Below are 20,168 nucleotides of genomic sequence, written 5' to 3' on the forward strand. Positions count from 1 at the left end.
AACCTAAAAAGGAAGATTTTGCAAAGTTACAGCCCGACAAATGGCAATTTAAGGCAAGAATACTTTTAAAATGTGGTAAAAACAAAAAAGCAATAGATCTTCGAGTTTGAAAACCTATTGCTTTTTTAGTAGGAAATTGGCATTTCCTAGGTCAACATACCACCATCAACTTGCAATACTTGACCAGTGATATAGCGAGACATATCTGAGCCTAAGAATACGCAAGCGTCTGCCACTTCTTCAGCCTGACCTCCACGTTTCAAAGGAATTGATTTCTTCCATTCTTCAGTAGCTGCTTCATTCAACTCACCCGTCATTTCAGTTTCGATAAAACCTGGGGCAATTGCATTTGAACGAATATTACGAGAACCTAATTCTAAAGCTACTGATTTTGTAAAGCCGATGATACCAGCTTTAGAGGCAGCATAGTTTGCTTGACCAGCATTACCACGCAAACCAACTACAGAAGTAAGGTTGATAATCGAACCAGACTTTGCTTTCATCATTGGTTTTGTAGCAGCTTTTGACAAGTTAAATACCGACTTCAAGTTTACTTGAATTACAGTATCCCACTGTTCTTCAGTCATACGCATCAACAAACCGTCCTTTGTGATACCAGCATTGTTTACCAAAACATCGATTTTACCGAAGTCGGCAACAACTTGATTCATCAAATCTTCTGCTTGCTGATAATCAGAAGCATCAGAACGATATCCTTTCGCTTTGATACCCAAAGCGGCCAATTCAGCTTCCAAAGCTTGTCCTTTTTCTACTGATGACAAATACGTAAAAGCCACTTGAGCTCCTTCTTGAGCAAAACGAATAGCAATTGCTCGTCCGATACCTCTAGAAGCCCCAGTTACTAAAGCTACTTTATTTTCTAGTAAACCCATTGTTGTTGAATAATTTAATGAAAATGAATGTTTGCCGACAAATGTCAGATTGCCAGATGCATTCAAGTTTTTTGAATCCCAAAAATAGCAGAACCAACTAAGATGACAAAATAAATCAAGAGAATAAGGTGACTTTACATTGAGTGGTTCGTTTACTTTTGAAGAGGTTTTTATTGTAAAATCTAGTAAAACAGATTATTTTTGGAACTTCTGATACCGCCGTTCACTTCACTTAGCTATTGTATTCAACAATTCTCTTTTAAAACCGCACCAACATTTATTAAAAATTTGCGGCATTTTCTTCGATGCACATAAAGTAGCCTACAATAATCTTGTTCTTTAGGACAATGGCATGAAATGTGTGCGATTTTATATTCATTAATCTAACAAACTTTTAATTTATACCTTGCTTTTGTATAAGACATTCTTATGAAAACTTATTTTGTAACACAAAACTCACGATTTAATACTTACCCACTATCCATATTTTTCACAGTACTTATGGTCTTATTTGCCATAACTACCGAAGCACAAAATAAGGATGGAGGTAAAAATGCTAACGCTCTCATGTGCTTCAATAACAAATCTGGAGTTCCACTCGAAAGAACAACAGATTTAGACGGAAAAAGCATCGAGGCATTTCCCCTAAACAAGCTAAGAAGCAATGTAAGATATGGTTTTGTTGAAAACTATCGAGAAGGAATGGCACGTATCAAAAAAGATCAAGTCTGGGGCTTTGTAAATCTTTGTGGAGAAGAATATATACCTGCACAGTATGAAGATGCAGAACCTTTCAACTTAGGTAAAGCATTGGTAAAAAAATACAATTGGTTTTTTGTTGATAACAATGGTGTCGAAAGTGATATTTTTGAAAATGTAGTTTCAGCCAAAGCGCTGTCTAATGGTTTTAGCTTAGTCAAAATAGCGAGTGGTAAATATTCGATTATTGATAATTCCTTTGACAAAACTGGAACGTTTCTTTCACCGTTTTATGACGAAATGACCATTATTAGTCCCACAAGTCTAGCAGTCAAATTGAATAACAAATGGGGAATTATGAAATTGGGAGATAAACAGCCCCCTGTTCCTACCTTTGATTTGATTGCGCCTATAGGCAAGGATGGCCTAATGAAAGTAAAGATTGGTGATAAGTTTGGCGTGGCAACTATCAACGGAGATATTCTTTTGAAACCTGAATACGGAATACTAACAGACGCAGATTCTCAGGGTTTTATCAAAGGTATTGAAGAAAATAAACAACAGGTTTTCAACGCTCAAAATCTAAAGGTAAGTAAACCTTTCAAGGCCATTAGTGACTTTGACTCAAGAGGTTTAGCAATTGTGCAAGACGATAATAATCTGTTGGGTATAATCAATAAAGATTTTCAGGTTATTATTAATCCGCAATTTAACTCTATCGGAAGTTTAGGTGAATTTGACCTTATCCCTGTTAGTAAAGTAGTGGATGGTAAAGGAGTAAAATTTGGTTTTATCAATCTACAAGGCAAAGAAGTTATTCCATTGATGTATGAATCTGTTGGAAAAATCAACAAAAAAGGACTTTTGGTAGTAAAAGAAATTGTGAGTTGTAATTTAGACGCCAAAGGGAGTAAAATCGGAACTTGTAAAGCAGATAAAGTAATCGATATCAATGGAGGCATTATAGTACAACCAGTTACCAAATACCCTGACGCTGGGAAAATTAGTTATGCTGTTACCGATTCTATCATGCAAAATATGAATGTCATCAAGACATTTAGAACAGAAGATAAGGGTAAAAATGCAAAGATAATTTTAGTAAGAGAAGATGACTTTAAGGTAATCACACCAGAGCCTTTTGAAAGTATTCAAACAACTGCTCAAGGACAAATCCTATTTATTAAACTAGATGGTTTATGGGGGACTTTAGATATTTCAGGTAAGTATATCACCAAATGTCAGTTCAAATCATTTTCACCTTCTAAAGAAGATTATTTCTTAGTGCAAAATGCAGAAGGAAAATTCGGATATGTAGACGCCAAAGGAAAAATCCAAGTGAACCCAGAATATCAGTCTTTAGAACCATTTAGCAATGGATTAGCAGTAGCTTCAAAAGGCGTCAATCAAGTGGGTTTAATCAATAAATTTAATGCAAAAGTAGCACCTTGTATCTTCAGCACAGTAAGTTTAGATTCTGGAGGAAACTATGACCTGACAGATAGTAGTCAAAACAAATTTAAGCTCAATAAACAAGGAGACTGTTTGAGTAATTGTGCAAAATTTGATGAAGTAAGAAGTAAAGTCAATAAAGAATAAGCTCCATCTGAAAGGATTCTTTGCTCTAAATTCAAAGGAATTGAACATGAGACACCCCGAATTTAGTGATTGACTGATTGAGAGAATGAGTGATTATGTGAATATATTTTTTAGTCCTATGCTGAGTTAAAATCTAGCATGGTATCATCAAACATGAGGCATCCCGAATTATCAAGATTGGGATTATTCTCGAAGTTTTTATCAAAAAAGCGGTCGAAAAATATGTTTTCGACCGCTTTTTTGATACTACTACCCTAGATATGAATAACTTAAGACGCAATCATTGTGTCTCTACTGATTGAATACAAATTTTTACTTAATCACTCAATCGCTAAATTAGGGATGGTTCATGTTTTATGTCATATTCCATTATGCTACATCCATAAACAAAAAAGAGAACTTAGTTTTCACCAAGCTCTCTTTTAAATAGTGTACTTATTTTATTCTTCTGTTGCAGGTGCTGCCGCAGAAGTACGAGTCAGTGTTAGAGAATCTCCTTCACCAGAATAATCAGCCAAGATAACATCTCCTTCAGCTAAATCACCTTTCAGAATTTCTTCAGCTACAGGATCTTCCAAATAACGCTGGATTGCACGGTTCAAAGGACGAGCACCATATTGTTGGTCGTATCCTTTTTCTGCTATGAAATCTTTTGCCTTTTCGGTCAACTCCACAGTATAACCCAATGCTGAAATTCTTGTAAACAATTTTTTCAACATTAAATCAATAATTGAATGGATATGTTCACGCTCAAGTGAATTGAACACGATTACATCGTCCAAACGGTTTAAGAACTCTGGAGAGAATGCTTTTCTTAAAGCATTTTGGATAGTTCCTTTTACAGTTTCGTCTAAGCTATCTGCTTTAGATTTTGTTGAGAAACCAATACCAGTACCGAAATCTTTTAAATCACGAGCACCAATATTTGACGTCATGATGATGATTGTATTACGGAAGTCTACTCTACGACCCAAACCATCTGTTAAGATACCATCATCCAATACTTGCAACAACAAGTTGAATACATCTGGGTGAGCTTTTTCGATTTCATCTAACAATACAACAGCATAAGGCTTACGACGGATTTTCTCAGTCAATTGACCACCTTCTTCATAACCAACGTATCCTGGAGGCGCTCCGATTAAGCGAGATACACTGAATTTCTCCATGTACTCACTCATATCGATACGAATAAGAGCGTCTTCTTTATCGAACAAATATCCAGCTAGGACTTTCGCTAATTCAGTTTTACCAACACCTGTAGGTCCTAGGAAAATGAATGAACCGATTGGTTTTTTCGGATCTTTCAAACCTACACGAGTACGTTGGATAGCTTTCACCAACTTCACAATCGCTTGGTCTTGGCCGATAACTTTACCTTTCAATTCCTCGTTCATGTTCAACAATTTCTGACCTTCAGTAGCAGCAACACGACTTACTGGAATACCAGTCATTTGTGCAATTACTTCTGCTACACTTTCTTCAGCAACTGTGTAACGACGACGTTTGGTGTCTTCTTCCCAATCACGTTTTGCTTTGTCTAATTGCTCCAACAAACGTTTTTCACGGTCGCGCAACTGAGCAGCCTCTTCGTATTTTTGAGATTTAACTACCGCATTTTTCTCCTTCTTGATATTTTCGATAGCTCCTTCCAACTGCACAATATCATCAGGTACTGTAATATTTGAGATATGTACGCGAGCACCTACTTCGTCTAATACATCGATTGCTTTGTCTGGCAAGAAACGGTCAGAAATATAACGCTCTGACAACTTCACTGCTTGTTCAATAGCTTCTGGAGTGTATGTTACATGGTGGTGATCTTCGTATTTGTCTTTGATGTTATTCAAAATTTCGATAGTTTCTTCTACCGTAGTGGCATCAACCATTACAGTTTGGAAACGACGAGCTAAGGCACCGTCTTTCTCGATATATTGACGATATTCATCTAAAGTAGTTGCACCGATAACTTGGATATCGCCACGAGCTAAAGCTGGCTTAAACATATTTGAAGCATCCAAAGAACCTGATGCACCGCCAGCTCCAACGATTGTATGAAGCTCATCGATAAATAAGATTACATCTGGAGACTTTTCAAGTTCGTTCATTACCGCTTTCATACGCTCTTCGAACTGACCACGGTATTTTGTGCCAGCCACTAAAGAAGCCAAGTCAAGAGTAACAACACGTTTGCCAAAAAGCACACGAGATACTTTTTTCTGAACGATACGAAGCGCCAAACCTTCAGCGATAGCCGTTTTACCTACTCCTGGCTCACCAATCAAGATTGGATTGTTCTTTTTACGGCGAGACAAGATTTGAGCTACACGTTCGATTTCTTTTTCACGACCTACAATTGGGTCTAGTTTTCCTGCTTCAGCAATTTTGGTGAGGTCACGACCGAAATTGTCCAATACTGGAGTTTTAGATTTCTCTGCTCCCTTATTAGCCGTTGCACCACTACCCATGCCCGAGCCACTCGCAAAAGATCTTGCGTCATCATCGTTATCATCTGTATCAGACGGTCCCGATTTGATATTTGGGTTAGATTGATATTCGACCATGTCCTTAATCATATCATAGTTAATTTGGAACTTTTCCAAAATTTGGCGAGCCAAGTTGTCCTCATCTCTGAGAATCGCCATCAACAGGTGCTCAGTTCCAACAAGATTCGTTTTAAATATACGTGCTTCTAGGTAAGTCACACGAAGGACTTTCTCTGCTTGACGAGACAAAGGGATATCCTGTTTGTTTTTAATGGTGGAATTAGAGCGAGCCACTCCTTGAGTAGCTTTTTCGATGGTAATACGTAGGTCTTCGAGATTTACCCCACACTTCTTGATTAATTCGAGTGCAATTCCTTCGCCTTCACGAATCATACCCAAAACGAGGTGTTCCGTGCCTATGTAATCATGTCCTAACCTGATCGCTTCTTCGCGGGCTAGAGAGATTACCTCCTTAACTCTGTTTGAAAATTTTGCCTCCATGCGAAAGAGTTTCTGTTTTTCTGGTTCATAGTTTAAAAGCAATGACAACTGAGACTTCCAAACTACCTAAATAACACTAAATTCGCCAAGTTTGTTCATTTGAGAGTTGATTGCTCAAGTATCTTTCTGGCTTGATTTCCCTGACAAAATAATAAGTCGAGGATTGACAAATTAGGCTCAAAATCACTGCCAAAATTCTGACGATACATTACTGGCTCATAAATATTATTTTGGCTGTAAGACCTTTTCGGATGTATTTGCCCTCTGTAATCGTTTTGAGCTACTTTTTCGTATTCTTCTGTAAATATAATCTTTTTTTCGACTTTCAAAAGTTTAAGACAAATTGTCAGCAACTCCATATTCAAATCGAACAAAAAGTCAGGTTTCTTTTCAAATATTTTTGCAAAATAATCTGCATAGTATTCAAAAAATGGTGCTTTCCCGTAAGCAGAATAAATAGCTCCCCAATGACGACGTACCCAATCTTGATGATACTCGACCTTAATGTCCTTAACGATAATTTTCGAGTTTCCATTTTGTACTGGAACAGAAAGAACATCAATTTTATTTGAAGCAAGTATTTTACAACGATTTCGGTAACTTTGCTTTTCGTAATACTCGTAAGCCTCTATCTGAACGGTATCGTGCTGCAAAATGCAAGCAAAATACTCTAGGCTTGGCAGATAATGTAAATCAATAATCATTTATCTAAAATAATGAATTTGGGGTAATTTTTCAAATATTAAGCAACTTTTTGCCGATTTTTTAATGTAAAAAATCTTTTTTCGCAGAATTTACCAATGTTTATTTGGAATTTATGTTTCTAAAATATTCAGTATTTCGAGTATTATCCAAAATAATTACGCTACCATAATTCAGTAGTAATCTGATTTTTATCAAATCTCTTATATGTTGTTTTTTAGAATGCTTTCTAGGCTTCCAATGCCACTTTTGTACGGTTTTTCAGATTTTCTATTTTTCCTAACTTTTTACATTATTAAGTATAGGAAAAAGGTTGTTTTGATGAATATACAAAATTCATTTCCTGAAAAAACATCCAAAGAGCATCAAAAACTAGCGAAAGATTTTTATCATAACCTCTGCGATGTGATTGTTGAGTCCCTAAAATTACTCACAATTTCGGTAAAAGACTTAGAGAAAATGGTGGAGATCAATGGACAAGATGTGATTGATGAATGCTTACGTAATAATGAGGTGATGCTAATTATGTCGAGCCATATCAATTGTTGGGAACTTATACCTCCTAGAACTACCCAGACAGGTGTGCTCATAGATGTTATTTACAAACCTCTTTCGAATCCGTTTTTTGATAAACTAATGTACACCATTCGTTCTCGTTTTAATATTACGCCCATTCCGATGAAGCAAACTTTTCGTGAAATGGTGAAAAAGAAAGGGCAACCTCGTATTGTGGGGATTATCTCTGACCAAGCTGCCGAAACACCAGATTTGGCTTATTGGACTACTTTTTTACATCAAGAAACTGATTTCTTTTTGGGTACAGAAAAAATGGCTCGTAGTTTTAACTATCCTATTCTTTATGGAGAATTAGTAAGAAAGCGTCGTGGAAAGTATGTAATCAATTATTCGTTGTTGGTAGAACGTCCTTATGATCAATATCAATTGGGGGAAATCACGGAGATATATGCGAGAACTCTAGAAAAATCAATCCAAGAAAACCCATCTGACTGGCTCTGGTCGCATAGGAGGTTTAAGCATAAAAGAGTGAATAAGTAGTGAACAGGCACAAAGGCACAATGTGAAAACATTGTACACTTTGTGCCTTTACACCTATTTCTTTATCACTGAAATAACAAACACTTTGTACCTTTACACCTGTTCACTATACCACTAAAATGAAATACCCTTTGTCCCTTTGTGCCTGTTCACTTTGCCACTGAGATACTAATGATCCTCCACTTGCAATGAATCTGCAGTATCTATTCTTAATGAATCAGCTTTGACCCCTTTTACATCTTGTGCATAGATTTTGGAGACTGGCGCAAGATTGAGTTTTTGTAGGGCTACATTGATATTAGCACAATCTATATTCTTCTTAGTCTTTTCTAGCTGACAAGTTCTAGCATATTCTTGGTAATAGATTTTACTTAATTCAGCATCCTTTAGATGCTTTTCATAAAGTTCTGCTAGTTTAAATATGGCCTTTGGACGTTGATAAGTATCAATAATATGCTTGTATTCTTTTGCTGCCCAGTTATACTCTTTCAATCGAACGTTAGCATCGGCAATAGCCAGACGATAATCTGAAATCTTTTCTGAAGTTCCAAGCTTAATTGCTGTAAACATATTTTGAGTTCCTTTGATAATCATATTTTGATCTTTAGCCGCTAATAAAGCATATCCAAATCCTGCACGAACCAGTTCGTTATCCTCTCCCCTTTCTATCAAGCGATTAAAAAGAAAGATAGACTGCGCCAGACTATCCAAATAAAAATAGGAAGTTGCCAATAATCGCTGATACAAAACGGAAGAATCACCTTTTGAAAGGGTGTACTTCAAATCTTTTCGTACTTGTTCATAATCAAAATTACGATAAGCATATCTAGCCCGCAATTGTCTCATTTTAATAGAATTACTATCCAATTCCATTCCTTTTTTGATGTAATTAATCGCTTTACTTTCTTGAGTTTCATTCAATAAAAGATTAGAAATATCTGCCAAAGCATCAATATCAGAAGAATCTAATTTGACAGCCTTTTCTAGTAGAGCTATCCCTTCTTCATTTTTTCTTTGTTTCACAAGGTTTCTTGCTACTTCTTTCAGATAGAAATGATTGGTAGTATCGAGCGATACAAGCTTTTGGTAATAGCCCAGCGCTTGAGGGATATTTGATTCTCGGTCTGCTATGCCAGCCAAGCTCATCAATAGTTCTTGAGATTGGGGATTTTTTTCCAGTAACTGCAAATAGTACTTTTTGGCTTGCGGAAGGTGTCCTAATTTTTGATGACAAAATGCCAAGGTCATTACATTATTTTGAGAAAGGGTATCTTCTTTTGCCGATAACAACTGAATGGCCTTAGCATATTGTCCTTTAGCAATCAACTCTTGCCAAGAGTTTTGTCCACTTTGACCAATAGTCAAGGTATGAAATAGAAGAATAAAAAGAGGGAGTAATAGGAGTTTCTTCATAGTAATTCGAAGGGTAATAAGGGTTATGACATTTACCCTTCGAATTTATAACTAAATTTTTAATTACAAAACTAAATAAATAGTTTTTATACTTTTAGGGAAAAGGCAACAGGCAAAGAGTGTTTTTTTTGTAACGGTAGATAACTATTTGACGAATACTCAGGGCTGAAAGCTCAAAATTTAAGATTGTGCTTAGGCTTTCTGGTAACGGCTTTCGGCGGTGGGCTTTGGAAAAAAGTATGTTTGTGATTATTAAAAATATTTTAACACTCTTTGCCTTGTGCCTTTTGCTTAGTGCCTAAAACAGAAAAATTAGATTTTATTTTGCTCACTAACTTACCTCGCATTTACAGCTTTAATCAAACTAATGGTCTCTATTGCCTCTTTTACATCGTGTACTCGCAGAATATTTGCGCCCTTCATTAGAGCAACTGCGTTGAGTGCGGTAGTTCCGTTTAGAGCCTCAGACGCCAAAATATCTAATTTTCGCCAAATCATAGATTTTCTTGAAACACCAACTAACATCGGTAAATTCATCACCTCAAAATCTGGTAAGTGATTGAGCAATTCATAGTTTTGGTCAAGATTTTTGGCAAAACCAAATCCCAAATCCAAGATAATATCACGTTGATTGAAGGTTCTTAACTGAGCTACCTTTTGCTGTAATTCATCCAAAACCTCCAACACCAGATTATCATACTGGGTCAACTGCGTCATAGTTTCGATGGTTCCACGCATGTGCATGAGGATGTAAGGAACATCTCCAAAACTTGCAACGGTTTTATACATTTTATCGTCCAATAAACCGCCTGAAACATCATTGACAATCACGGCGCCAGCCTCTACACAAGCTTTTGCAACATTAGAACGGAATGTATCAATAGAAATTAATGCTTCGGGAAAATGTTTGAGGATAATTTCTGTGGCTGGCAAAACTCTTTTGATTTCCTCCTCCTCCGATACAGGCGTTGCCCCTGGACGAGTAGAATGTCCTCCCAAATCCAAAAAAGTGGCTCCCGCAGACAGCATTTTTTCTGCTTGATTCAAAATTTCCGTTTCGGTATGTACACGACTTCTTTCAAAAAAAGAATCAGGAGTAATATTCAAAATACCCATGACACGAGGTTGAGCAAGATCGATAAGTTTGCCACGGCAATTAATTAAAGTAGTCATACGCACATATAAAAGTTGATGGTGCAAAGATAAAAGCAATTCTAAACTTGGCACACAATGGTATCCTTAAACTAGATTCTAAGGCTGATTAAAAGAATATTGTTAGAATTTTGAACTGAATGCGGTATTTTTGCAAAAACAGTTTCACATAGATAACCTATCTGTACCCTGCTAAGATTCAATAAATGGTAAATATTTAGCAACAGATTTTTCCCAAAAATGACAAAAACAGAATTTGAGTATCGTCAAATAATTACGATTTGTAGAGAGCTTTTCCAGAAAAAAAATAAAGATTATGGCACTTCTTGGCGTATTCTGCGTTTGCCTAGTCTGACAGACCAGATTTTTATTAAAGCACAACGTATTCGTTCTATTCAAGAAAAAGGTGTTCAGAAAATTGATGATGGTATTGAAGGTGAATTTATCGGCATCATCAACTATTGTATTATTGCGATGATTCAGAAGCAGTTGGATAATTCATCACAAATGGAGTTCTCTGAGCAAGAATTAGGTGATTTGTACGATGAACAAGTGAGCAAAACTTTGAATTTGTTATTAAACAAAAATCACGATTATGGTGAGGCGTGGCGTGATATGCGTGTAAGCTCAATGACAGATTTAATCTTGATGAAAATCTTCAGAACTAAACAAATCGAAGATAATCAAGGACATACATTGGTATCTGAAGGTGTTGAAGCCAACTATCAGGATATGTTGAACTATGCAGTTTTTTGTCTTATCCAAATGGGTATGGCTCAACAGCAACAACAGCAACAGTAGTTTCTTTGAATTTGAAAATGTGAAGATTGGATAATTTGAAAGTAATTTTAATATTTGTACAAAAGCAAGACTATTAACTATCGCTTATTTAAAATTCTATAATCTTCTCATTTTCATTTCCATTTTAACAGTTCATTAACAGTTTTATGTAATGAGCTGATTTAATTTTGTTCTTTCATCTAGAAAATAATTGAAATGTATTTTGGTTGAATACTTGTATATTTAACTATACTTTCAAAAATGGCATATTTTTGGTTGTTTTAAAGTTTTCTATCCAAACTAACATTTCACATTTTAGCCCTAATATACAAGAATCCCCTTTTTATCTATCATGAAATTCCTCGCACATTTATCCCGAATCTTTGTTGGTGTAATATTTATTTTTTCAGGACTTATCAAACTCAACGACCCTATTGGTACCGAAATCAAGTTGGAAGAATACTTCGATGTATTCGCAACTGACTTTCCTTGGATGGCAGGCTTTTGGCATTTCTGGGTACCTTTGGCATTATATGTATCTATCTTTTTGTGTACGCTAGAATTGGTGTTGGGGGTATGCTTACTAGTCCAATATAAACTCAAAAGTGCTTCATGGATATTATTAGCCACTGTTGTTTTCTTTGGCTTTTTGACTTTTTATTCTGCTTATTTCAACAAAGTGACAGATTGTGGTTGTTTTGGAGAAGCCATCAAACTAAAACCTTGGACTTCGTTTATCAAGGACATGATTTTGATGTTCTTTATTTTAATAATACTTTGGCAACGTCATATTTTTGCTGACAAAAAAACAGGTTGGGCGGTAGCTGCATCTTTAGTATTTTGTTTGGCACTAGGAACTTATGCTGTTAATTATTTGCCAGTAAACGACGGCTTACCTTATGCCATCGGAGAAAACATTCAGAATAACATGAAGCCTGCTGAAGCTCCAAAGTTTAAGTATATCATGGAGAAAGGTGGTAAAGAGCAAGAATTTATGGAGTATCCAACAGATACAACCTGGAAGTTCAAACAGATGATTCAGTTGAATGAGGATGCTGCAAAAGCCCGTATTACAGATTATAACCTTTACAGAACAGGTGATTCTATTGATTACAAAGCAGAAAGTTTTGTCGGAAAGAAATTGATGATTGTAAGCCCATTTGTTGAAAAAGCCAATTTAGGACATATCGAAGAAATCAAGCAATTGATTCAAGGACTAAAAGGCTCTGATGTAACGGTTTGGTTTGTAACTGCCTCAACAGATGATGCCGCTCAAAACTTTATCAAGCAAAATCAATTAGATGTTGTAGTGTTGAATGCTGATGTTAAAGTGCTAAAAACCATTGCTCGTGCCAATCCCGTAATTTGGTTATTGCAAGATGGTACTGTAAAAGGTAAATGGTCAAACAAGGCAACACCCGATAAAGAAGAAGTTTTATCAAAATTGCAATAGCTTTTCCCAAAAGGCCATTCGATGTTAACCAATATGAAAAATATATTTTTAGTAGGAATGCCCTCTTCAGGGAAAAGTACGCTAGGAAGACAATTAGCCAAAGCCATAGGATATAAGTTTGTAGATATGGACGAATTAATTGAACGCCATGAAAATCAAACTATTCCTGAAATTTTTAAATGGAATGGGGAAAACCATTTTAGAGAAATAGAAAGTAAAATTTTAAAGCAATTTTCGCCTAATCAAAAACTGGTTATTGCTACGGGTGGAGGTGTTCCTTGCTTTTTTGATAATATGGATTTTATCAAAGCCAATGGCATCAGTGTTTTTCTCAATGTACAGCCAGAGGATTTATTCAAACGCATCAAATTATCTGATGCCAACAATCGACCTTTGATTAATAAAAGTAGCGGAAATCAAGCTCTATTCGAGGACCTCAAAAAGAGATATCAAACACGTTTACCTTTCTATATGCGTGCTGATATCAAAATTGATGGAAATATTGAGGTTCAACAATTACTTTGGTTGTTGGACGAAATCAATGAGAAACAGTCATAAATCAAAAAAGGGTCTCCAATTAATTGGAGACCCTTTTTTGATAATTTTATTTCTTAAAAATAAACCCCAAACGTCAAAACACCTCTTGTCCAGCTTTGGTCCATAATGGCAGTTGCATATAAAGACGAATCGTTCAACACATAAGGGTTATATGCTTGTTGTGTTTTACCATACAAGCCTGTCAAATCTACATAGAAAGTTCCCGTTTTGATACCAACACCTGCTGAGTATACCATCATTGCGCGATTAACTGCATCGTTATCAAAATTAGAATTATAAGGGTTTTGATAATAAGCGAAACCTCCACGTGCTGCAAACAAGCCCATACGATATTCTCCACCTACTTTTAAATTCAAAACATTTTTATAGGTATTCTGGATAGACTTTGTATAAAAATCCAAATCTCCTTTGAAATAAGCATCGTTCATATTCGTACTTAATTTCATACCTTTATAAGCTACATATTCAACATCTGCCGATAGGAAGCCCTTTTTACCAAAGAAATAAGCCACTCCACCACTAGCTTTGAAAGGAGTTCTTAATTCATAATTTGAACTTACTGGTTGGGTAGATAACTTTGGAATTCGAGTGATATACGAAGTACCTCCTGTGGTATTAATTCCGTATCCTAAGGACACTAATTTGCTACCTATCGTATTTCCGCCAGATATTACATCTGAAGAAAGCTTAATACCACCCATTTTACTAGGATCAACATCGACATTCAAGGTGGATGAAGTAGTTTCATCTATCGAATACCAAGTTGGTGTCGTAATGGTAGCACCAATACGGAAATTATTAGTTGGCTTTATGATAGTTCCAACAGTCAAGTTGATACCTTGTCCTGTTGTAGTAAGATATTTAGAAAACGCGAAAGAACGAATGGCATCATAGTTAACGATATTCTCAGTAAAATCCGTTTGAGTTTCGTATCTAAAACTTGGCAACCCCAAAGAGAAACCTATATAGAACTTTTCATTGGCAGTACCGCCATAACCAATTGTCCACTGGCTTGTTCGACCAGATGCTTGAAAATCATATCGCTGGTCAACAGACTTTCCTCCTTCAGCACCAACAAATGGGTCTGAGTTAGTACCATTTGGATTAATCAAAAATGACCAATAATACATGTCAGATTGATAATAAAAATTAGGAGCATCATTAGTCAAGCCATCTTTAAAGTCTTGTAAGCTTAAACCGTTATCCTTAATATCTCGGTTTGTAATCTCACCAAAACTATCCATGAGTGAACTCTGAAGGTTACGTCCTGCAAAACTTACTTTATTATACAACGAACTTTGTCTATTGTAAGAAATAGACCAACTTCCTCTCCAGCTATCTTTATATCTTGGTTCTTGTCCACCAAATACAATTCCAATATTGGCTATATTAAAATTATCGGTATTGGCGTTAGTTTTCTTGGTATCGATATAACTACTAGTGTTTGAATTGATTTGAAAAGAAGGAGAAATAGAAAATTCAGAACGAGTATAAAAACCCAGACCAGCAGGGTTGCTAGAATTGGAAGAGATATCTGCACCCAAAGCTGAGTGGTTGCCACCTAGTGCTTGAAATCGAGCAGAACCACTTGGTGCAGTTTGTGAAAAGAGTCTCGCCAATGCATCATAATTATTATCTTGTGCAAAACTAGCGCTTATCGAACTCATAAGTAGAGACGCAAGTAATACTTTACGAATATCTTTCATGTTATTCTTACGGTTTAAAATCATATTCTTTATAATAAGGACAGTTCTATGAGAATTACCCCTCATCATGCGGAGGTAGTATAACGGACTTTGTTGTTAATTTAACGTAAAAAAGCCTCACAAAGTACAACTCTGCGAGGCTTCGAGTGTTAATCATTTGTTAATATTATCTTGGACCACGTGAACGACCTCCGCCGCCACCGCCGCCAGAGCTGCCACTTGACGAACTTCCACTTGAAGAATTGTTCCAAGTTGAATTTGTGTTCGAATTAGTCGATCTATTATTGTTGTTGTTAGATGACCAATCCCAAGAGCTATTGCGTCCGTTAGAATAGCTACTGTTAGCACTTCTTGAAGAGTTCGTAGTAGTACCTGAGTTGTAGTTAGCACTGCTACCATCTCTTCTCGGACGTGAATAATAGTCTGAGTTGGTATTTGAATAATCTGCGTTGGTACGACTACCACGATTATAGGCTGCTCCTCTATTATTGTTGAAATCCGAGTTATACGCAGAAGCTGCATAAGCTGGTCTTGAACGATACTTGGCTGGAGTCTCAGCACCAATAACAGAACCTACATAATTATTGTAGTTGTTGTAATAGCCACCGTAGTATCCTCCATAATAACCACCATAGGCCAAAGACGAATATCCATAACCATAAGGATCATAAAAACCGCCATAGCCATAAGGACTGTATCCATACCCAAATGAGTTACCATACATCCAACGGCTACTTGACCAACCCCAATATGGGTCATAAAAACTAGAATACAATGGATCGTAATAACCCATAGTTGAATAACCAAAAGGAGACCAACGGCTATATCCTAGACCGAATGAGATAGCTGGATTTGAGTACCAGTTATTTAAACCAAAATTACCGTATCCGTTGTTTAGACCATTCGCAAAACCATTGTTGTAGCCATTGTTATAACCAGCAGAATAGTCGTCTTGATTTTGATAAACTGAACGAGAATTTAACCAATTTTGAGAATAATATTCATTGGTGCCCTGTGTCGAATTGTTCGTAGAATTACCATTGCGATATACAGGAGCTTGATAAGTAGATTCATCATAACCTTGCTCATTGTATATGCGCCCACCCAAAGTAGTAGGTCTTACGTCACTTGTCGAAGCGTACAAGTCGTCGTAAACTTCACCACTTGAGCTTTTGGAAACAATTGCTTGTTTGGAGGTATTACAACCCCAAACTAAACCAATCAACGCTATAGCTGAAAGGTGCTTTATTGAATGCTGAAGGCTCATAGCTGTTTGAATTTTAGATTGTAGGAGTATTGTCAATAAAACAAATAATTTATTAATATTTATCAGCAATCAGTGCGTTTTGCTACGTTTTCAAATATTAACCAGTACTATCTCAAAAGGTAATGAATTGTTTTTTTCTAAGATAAACTGGCCAGATTAATAACTTAGCAAAAATTTCTTGTAACAAACTTACTACAAAAACTTATCTTTGCAAGATAATTAACACAACATTAACAAAATTAAATCTTTAAATGTTCCAATTATCCAATACTTTGAAAATGAACTAAATAAGGTTAAGTTAAGGTTATAGTTTTGTTATTTAGTAATAGATTTGGGATGACTGTTGATCATGCTATTACCATGGTCTCGAACATAACCGAATGGGTAACAAATACTTATTTTATATTCATTTCTGGTATTTAGACTATTAAAAGAACGTTTTCCCCCATTAGTTTTGTACATTTTTCGCCGATTTAGCGTTATTCTAATCTCATTTTAAGCTAAAGAGGCATTAACCAACCATAAAACAACCCATGAGCAAAGGCTTACCAAAACGTAGCGAAAATTATTCTGAGTGGTACAACGAACTTGTTAAGCGTGCCGATTTAGCCGAAAATTCTGCCGTTAGAGGCTGTATGGTGATCAAACCTTACGGTTATTCTATTTGGGAAAAAATGCAGCGTGCTTTGGACGATATGTTCAAAGAAACTGGACATACAAATGCTTACTTCCCTCTTTTTGTACCGAAAAGTTTGTTTGAGGCTGAGGAAAAAAATGCAGAAGGCTTTGCCAAAGAATGTGCTGTAGTGACACACTATCGTTTGAAAAACGACCCTGATAATAAAGGTAAATTAATTGTTGACCCCAATGCTCGTCTTGAAGAAGAGTTAGTGGTTCGCCCAACTTCTGAGGCTATTATCTGGAGTACTTATAAAAACTGGATTCAGTCATACCGTGACCTTCCTTTGTTGATTAACCAATGGGCAAACGTTGTGCGTTGGGAAATGCGTACTCGTTTGTTTTTACGTACTGCCGAATTCTTGTGGCAAGAAGGACACACAGCTCATGCTACTAAAGAAGAAGCCATTGCTGAAACGGAACAAATGCTAGATGTATATGCTACATTTGCTGAAGAGTTTATGGCTGTTCCTGTTATTCGTGGTAAAAAGACTGCCAACGAGCGTTTTGCAGGTGCAGATGATACATACTGTATTGAGGCGATGATGCAAGATGGAAAGGCTTTACAGGCAGGCACTTCTCACTTCTTAGGTCAAAACTTTGCCAAAGCTTTTGATGTAAAATTCTCTAACAAAGAAAACCAACAAGACTATGTTTGGGGTACTTCTTGGGGTGTTTCTACTCGTTTGATGGGTGCTTTGATTATGGCTCACTCTGATGATGAAGGTTTGGTATTACCTCCAAAATTAGCGCCAATTCAAGTGGTAATCGTACCTATTTTCAAAGGTGCTGAACAATTAGAGGCTATTTCTGAAAAAGTTTTACCTATTGTTAAAACTTTGAAAAAATTGGGAATTTCTGTCAAATTCGATAACTCTGACAAACAATCCCCAGGCTTCAAATTTGCTGAATACGAATTGAAAGGTGTTCCTGTACGTTTGGCAATTGGTGCTCGTGACCTTGCTAACGGCACGGTTGAAATTGCCCGTCGTGATACAAAAGAGAAAAAGACGTATGAAATTGATGGCGTGGTAGAGGTTATCCAAAATCTATTGGAAGAAATCCAAGAGAATATCTATAACCGAGCTTTGTCTTTCAGAACAGCAAATACCCTTGAAGTTGATTCGTGGGATGAGTTTGTAAAAACTTTGGACGAAAAACCAGGGTTTATTTCAGCACACTGGGATGGTTCTTCAGAAACAGAAGAAAAAATTAAAGAATTAACCAAAGCTACTATTCGTTGTATTCCTTTGGATGCGAAAGAAGAAGAAGGCAAATGTATTTATACAGGAAATCCTTCGTCTCGTCGTGTAATCTTTGCTAGAGCTTACTAATATTCAGTGAATCCTGATTGTGTGAATGAGTAAATGTTTTTAGTTAAATTTCACTCGTAGAGACGCAATACTTGTTCCTAAAGCGTTGATATTCGCAAAAAAGGCGGTCAGAGAATAATTCTCGACCGCCTTTTTGATTTTTGGCATAACACCATTAATACTCCTTTTATTGATAAACTCTGATATAGTCCACCTCCATAGTCGCTGAAGTAAAGGCTGGATCTATTGTTCCACCTAGGTTTCCTCCCATGGCAATATTCATGATAAAGAAAAAGTCCTTGTTGAATGGTAGCGTACTATTGTTGGCAAAAGTGTAAAATAATTTGTTATCAACATAAAATTTAATACTACTTGCCGACCAATCAACAGAATAGATATGAAACTCTGTGGTAGCATTGGTAATAGTGGTACTTCCTCCATCAGCATTTCCACCTGAATGATTAGGGTGATGAACAGTTCCTAAGATTACATTGGGCTTATTCCCAATCATTTCCATAATGTCAATTTCACCACAAGCAGGCCAACCAACTGTCTGAATATTAGAACCCAACATCCACAACGCTGGCCATGTACCTCCACCTGCAGGCAGTTTGGCACGAATATCTACACGTCCATAAGTAAATGAATACTTATTGAGAGAAAGTAAACGAGCTGAAGTGTAGTTTGAGCCTTGATAGCTCTCTTTTTTAGCAGTAATTTTCAAAACGCCACCTTGCACTACAGCATTATCCGCACGATTGGTATAATTTTGAACCTCGTTATTTCCCCAGCCATTATTATTTCCCAAATCATATCCCCAAACCGCTGGGTTTGGAGCACCATCAGTATTAAATTCATCTGCCCAAACGAGTTTCTTTTCAGTCACTGGCGTGGTTGCTGACTTAGGTTTTAGCTTCATATACCAAGCATTTCCATCTGAGCCAATACTTCTAAGTGTCATACTATTTTCTGAAAGTGCTAAAATTTCATAAGTGGTTCCTCCTGTTCCAAAATTCACAATCCCATTTCCCGGAACTTTAAACTGTACTCTTGTAGAGTTTGAGGACGTAGAAGCCGAAGTTGCTGGTGAAAAATTCAACTCTTTTGTACCACCTGTACTAATATCATAACAACCGTCTGGTCCTGAAACACCGTAGAAGGACGTTGCAGCGCCAATCAATGATGACTGACCTTTATTATCGACATTCAAGGTAATTTGATTATTGGCAGTTTTAGCAAAAGTAATTTCATCATCGTACAAACAGGCTGGTCTTTGGTTTGGCTCGGCAGCATACCAACTTGGGGTAAAACCATCCGAAGGCCCTACTCCCACATGTCCTATTGCCTCATTATCCGTAATCCAAACTTTCGAGCCAGCACCAGTCATAGCGGTAAGGATATTACTAGGAATTTCGAATGCCACAAACACTTTTACCTTTTTACTAAGTGTGGTCATAGCCCCACCTGTCCCAATCGCATTTACGGAAACCACATATTCGTTGGTGCCAGGGTTAGCATATTTATAGGCAACTTTACCTGATGGTACCATCTGAGAATTACCATCGCCAAAGTCTATTTTATAAGAAAGTGCCTGACCTGCTTGTGCAGCGATATTCACACTTCCTGTTCCATTACCGTTTGGATTATTAGCATCTACTCCAATCACATCAGCAACAATAGTTAAGTTGCTCGGAGTAATAATATCACCAAAACCAAATTCTGTTTGCTTACAGGCTGTCAGACCAAGTGCGCTTGCAAGCAAAAATGCTGTAATTGATTTTATTGTATATTTCATAAAAGTCAAAATCTAAACATGAATAAATAATTCTAGAAAATTAGTCTAATGAGTAATAGTGGAAATGATGTATTGCTCATGTCGCACTATTACTCTGACATATTTCTTTTTTTACTCCAT

Annotated in this window: 14 protein-coding genes; 6 read left to right on the forward strand and 8 right to left on the reverse strand. The window is 36.5% G+C overall.

The features are described from left to right. Positions 1 to 146 precede the first annotated feature (146 nt). Positions 147 to 893 carry a 3-oxoacyl-[acyl-carrier-protein] reductase gene (fabG, locus tag QM524_RS11390; protein ID WP_095162699.1) on the reverse strand — a complete coding sequence of 249 codons (747 nt, stop codon included), beginning with the start codon at positions 891 to 893 and terminating at the stop codon, positions 147 to 149. Between the two features lie 429 nt (positions 894 to 1,322). On the opposite strand from fabG, the gene QM524_RS11395 reads away from it, so the two are divergent. Beyond that, the gene (locus tag QM524_RS11395; protein WP_283344680.1) at positions 1,323 to 3,188 is read left to right on the forward strand and encodes a WG repeat-containing protein; all 1,866 of its coding nucleotides are present in this window, start codon (positions 1,323 to 1,325) and stop codon (positions 3,186 to 3,188) included. 440 nt (positions 3,189 to 3,628) lie between these two features. Here the strand turns inward: QM524_RS11395 and QM524_RS11400 are convergent, their stop codons facing one another. Further along, positions 3,629 to 6,175 carry an ATP-dependent Clp protease ATP-binding subunit gene (locus QM524_RS11400; protein WP_283344681.1) on the reverse strand — a complete coding sequence of 849 codons (2,547 nt, stop codon included), beginning with the start codon at positions 6,173 to 6,175 and terminating at the stop codon, positions 3,629 to 3,631. A gap of 95 nt (positions 6,176 to 6,270) precedes the next feature. Then, on the reverse strand, positions 6,271 to 6,879 hold the full coding sequence (locus QM524_RS11405) for a WbqC family protein (RefSeq protein ID WP_283344682.1): 609 nt from the start codon (positions 6,877 to 6,879) through the stop codon (positions 6,271 to 6,273). Positions 6,880 to 7,084: 205 nt separating this feature from the next. Between QM524_RS11405 and QM524_RS11410 the strand changes: the two genes are divergently transcribed. After that, the gene (locus QM524_RS11410) at positions 7,085 to 7,933 is read left to right on the forward strand and encodes a lysophospholipid acyltransferase family protein (protein ID WP_283344683.1); all 849 of its coding nucleotides are present in this window, start codon (positions 7,085 to 7,087) and stop codon (positions 7,931 to 7,933) included. 168 nt (positions 7,934 to 8,101) lie between these two features. Here QM524_RS11410 and QM524_RS11415 read toward each other — a convergent pair whose 3' ends face one another. Together QM524_RS11415 and folP are read right to left on the reverse strand one after the other, a co-directional pair. Further along, complete coding sequence (locus QM524_RS11415) at positions 8,102 to 9,346, reverse strand: tetratricopeptide repeat protein (protein ID WP_283344684.1); 1,245 nt, start codon at positions 9,344 to 9,346, stop codon at positions 8,102 to 8,104. A gap of 336 nt (positions 9,347 to 9,682) precedes the next feature. After that, entirely contained in the window at positions 9,683 to 10,519 is an 837-nt protein-coding gene (gene folP, locus QM524_RS11420) for a dihydropteroate synthase (RefSeq protein ID WP_283344685.1), read from the reverse strand. 219 nt (positions 10,520 to 10,738) lie between these two features. Between folP and QM524_RS11425 the strand changes: the two genes are divergently transcribed. The 3 genes from QM524_RS11425 (at position 10,739) to QM524_RS11435 (ending at position 13,289) form a co-directional block, all read left to right on the forward strand. Then, positions 10,739 to 11,299 carry a DUF1599 domain-containing protein gene (locus QM524_RS11425; protein WP_283344686.1) on the forward strand — a complete coding sequence of 187 codons (561 nt, stop codon included), beginning with the start codon at positions 10,739 to 10,741 and terminating at the stop codon, positions 11,297 to 11,299. A gap of 331 nt (positions 11,300 to 11,630) precedes the next feature. Then, positions 11,631 to 12,731, forward strand: a complete 1,101-nt coding sequence (locus tag QM524_RS11430; RefSeq protein ID WP_283344687.1) for a BT_3928 family protein — start codon at positions 11,631 to 11,633, stop codon at positions 12,729 to 12,731. Positions 12,732 to 12,764: 33 nt separating this feature from the next. Continuing rightward, complete coding sequence (locus QM524_RS11435; RefSeq protein ID WP_283344688.1) at positions 12,765 to 13,289, forward strand: shikimate kinase; 525 nt, start codon at positions 12,765 to 12,767, stop codon at positions 13,287 to 13,289. Positions 13,290 to 13,342: 53 nt separating this feature from the next. On the opposite strand, the gene QM524_RS11440 is transcribed toward QM524_RS11435, so the two are convergent. Together QM524_RS11440 and QM524_RS11445 are read right to left on the reverse strand one after the other, a co-directional pair. After that, entirely contained in the window at positions 13,343 to 14,995 is a 1,653-nt protein-coding gene (locus tag QM524_RS11440; protein ID WP_283344689.1) for a hypothetical protein, read from the reverse strand. Between the two features lie 166 nt (positions 14,996 to 15,161). Beyond that, positions 15,162 to 16,262: a hypothetical protein gene (locus QM524_RS11445; protein ID WP_283344690.1), complete on the reverse strand. Its 1,101-nt coding sequence runs from the start codon at positions 16,260 to 16,262 to the stop codon at positions 15,162 to 15,164. Positions 16,263 to 16,795: 533 nt separating this feature from the next. Here QM524_RS11445 and proS point away from each other — a divergent pair. Continuing rightward, a complete protein-coding gene (gene proS, locus QM524_RS11450; protein WP_283344691.1) occupies positions 16,796 to 18,274 on the forward strand; it encodes a proline--tRNA ligase in 1,479 nt (492 codons plus the stop codon). A 166-nt stretch (positions 18,275 to 18,440) separates the two neighbouring features. Here proS and QM524_RS11455 read toward each other — a convergent pair whose 3' ends face one another. Then, positions 18,441 to 20,048, reverse strand: a complete 1,608-nt coding sequence (locus QM524_RS11455) for a family 16 glycosylhydrolase (protein ID WP_283344692.1) — start codon at positions 20,046 to 20,048, stop codon at positions 18,441 to 18,443. Positions 20,049 to 20,168: the final 120 nt, after the last annotated feature.

Origin of the sequence: Flectobacillus roseus (assembly GCF_030056595.1) — a bacterium.
GTDB lineage: Bacteria > Bacteroidota > Bacteroidia > Cytophagales > Spirosomataceae > Flectobacillus > Flectobacillus roseus.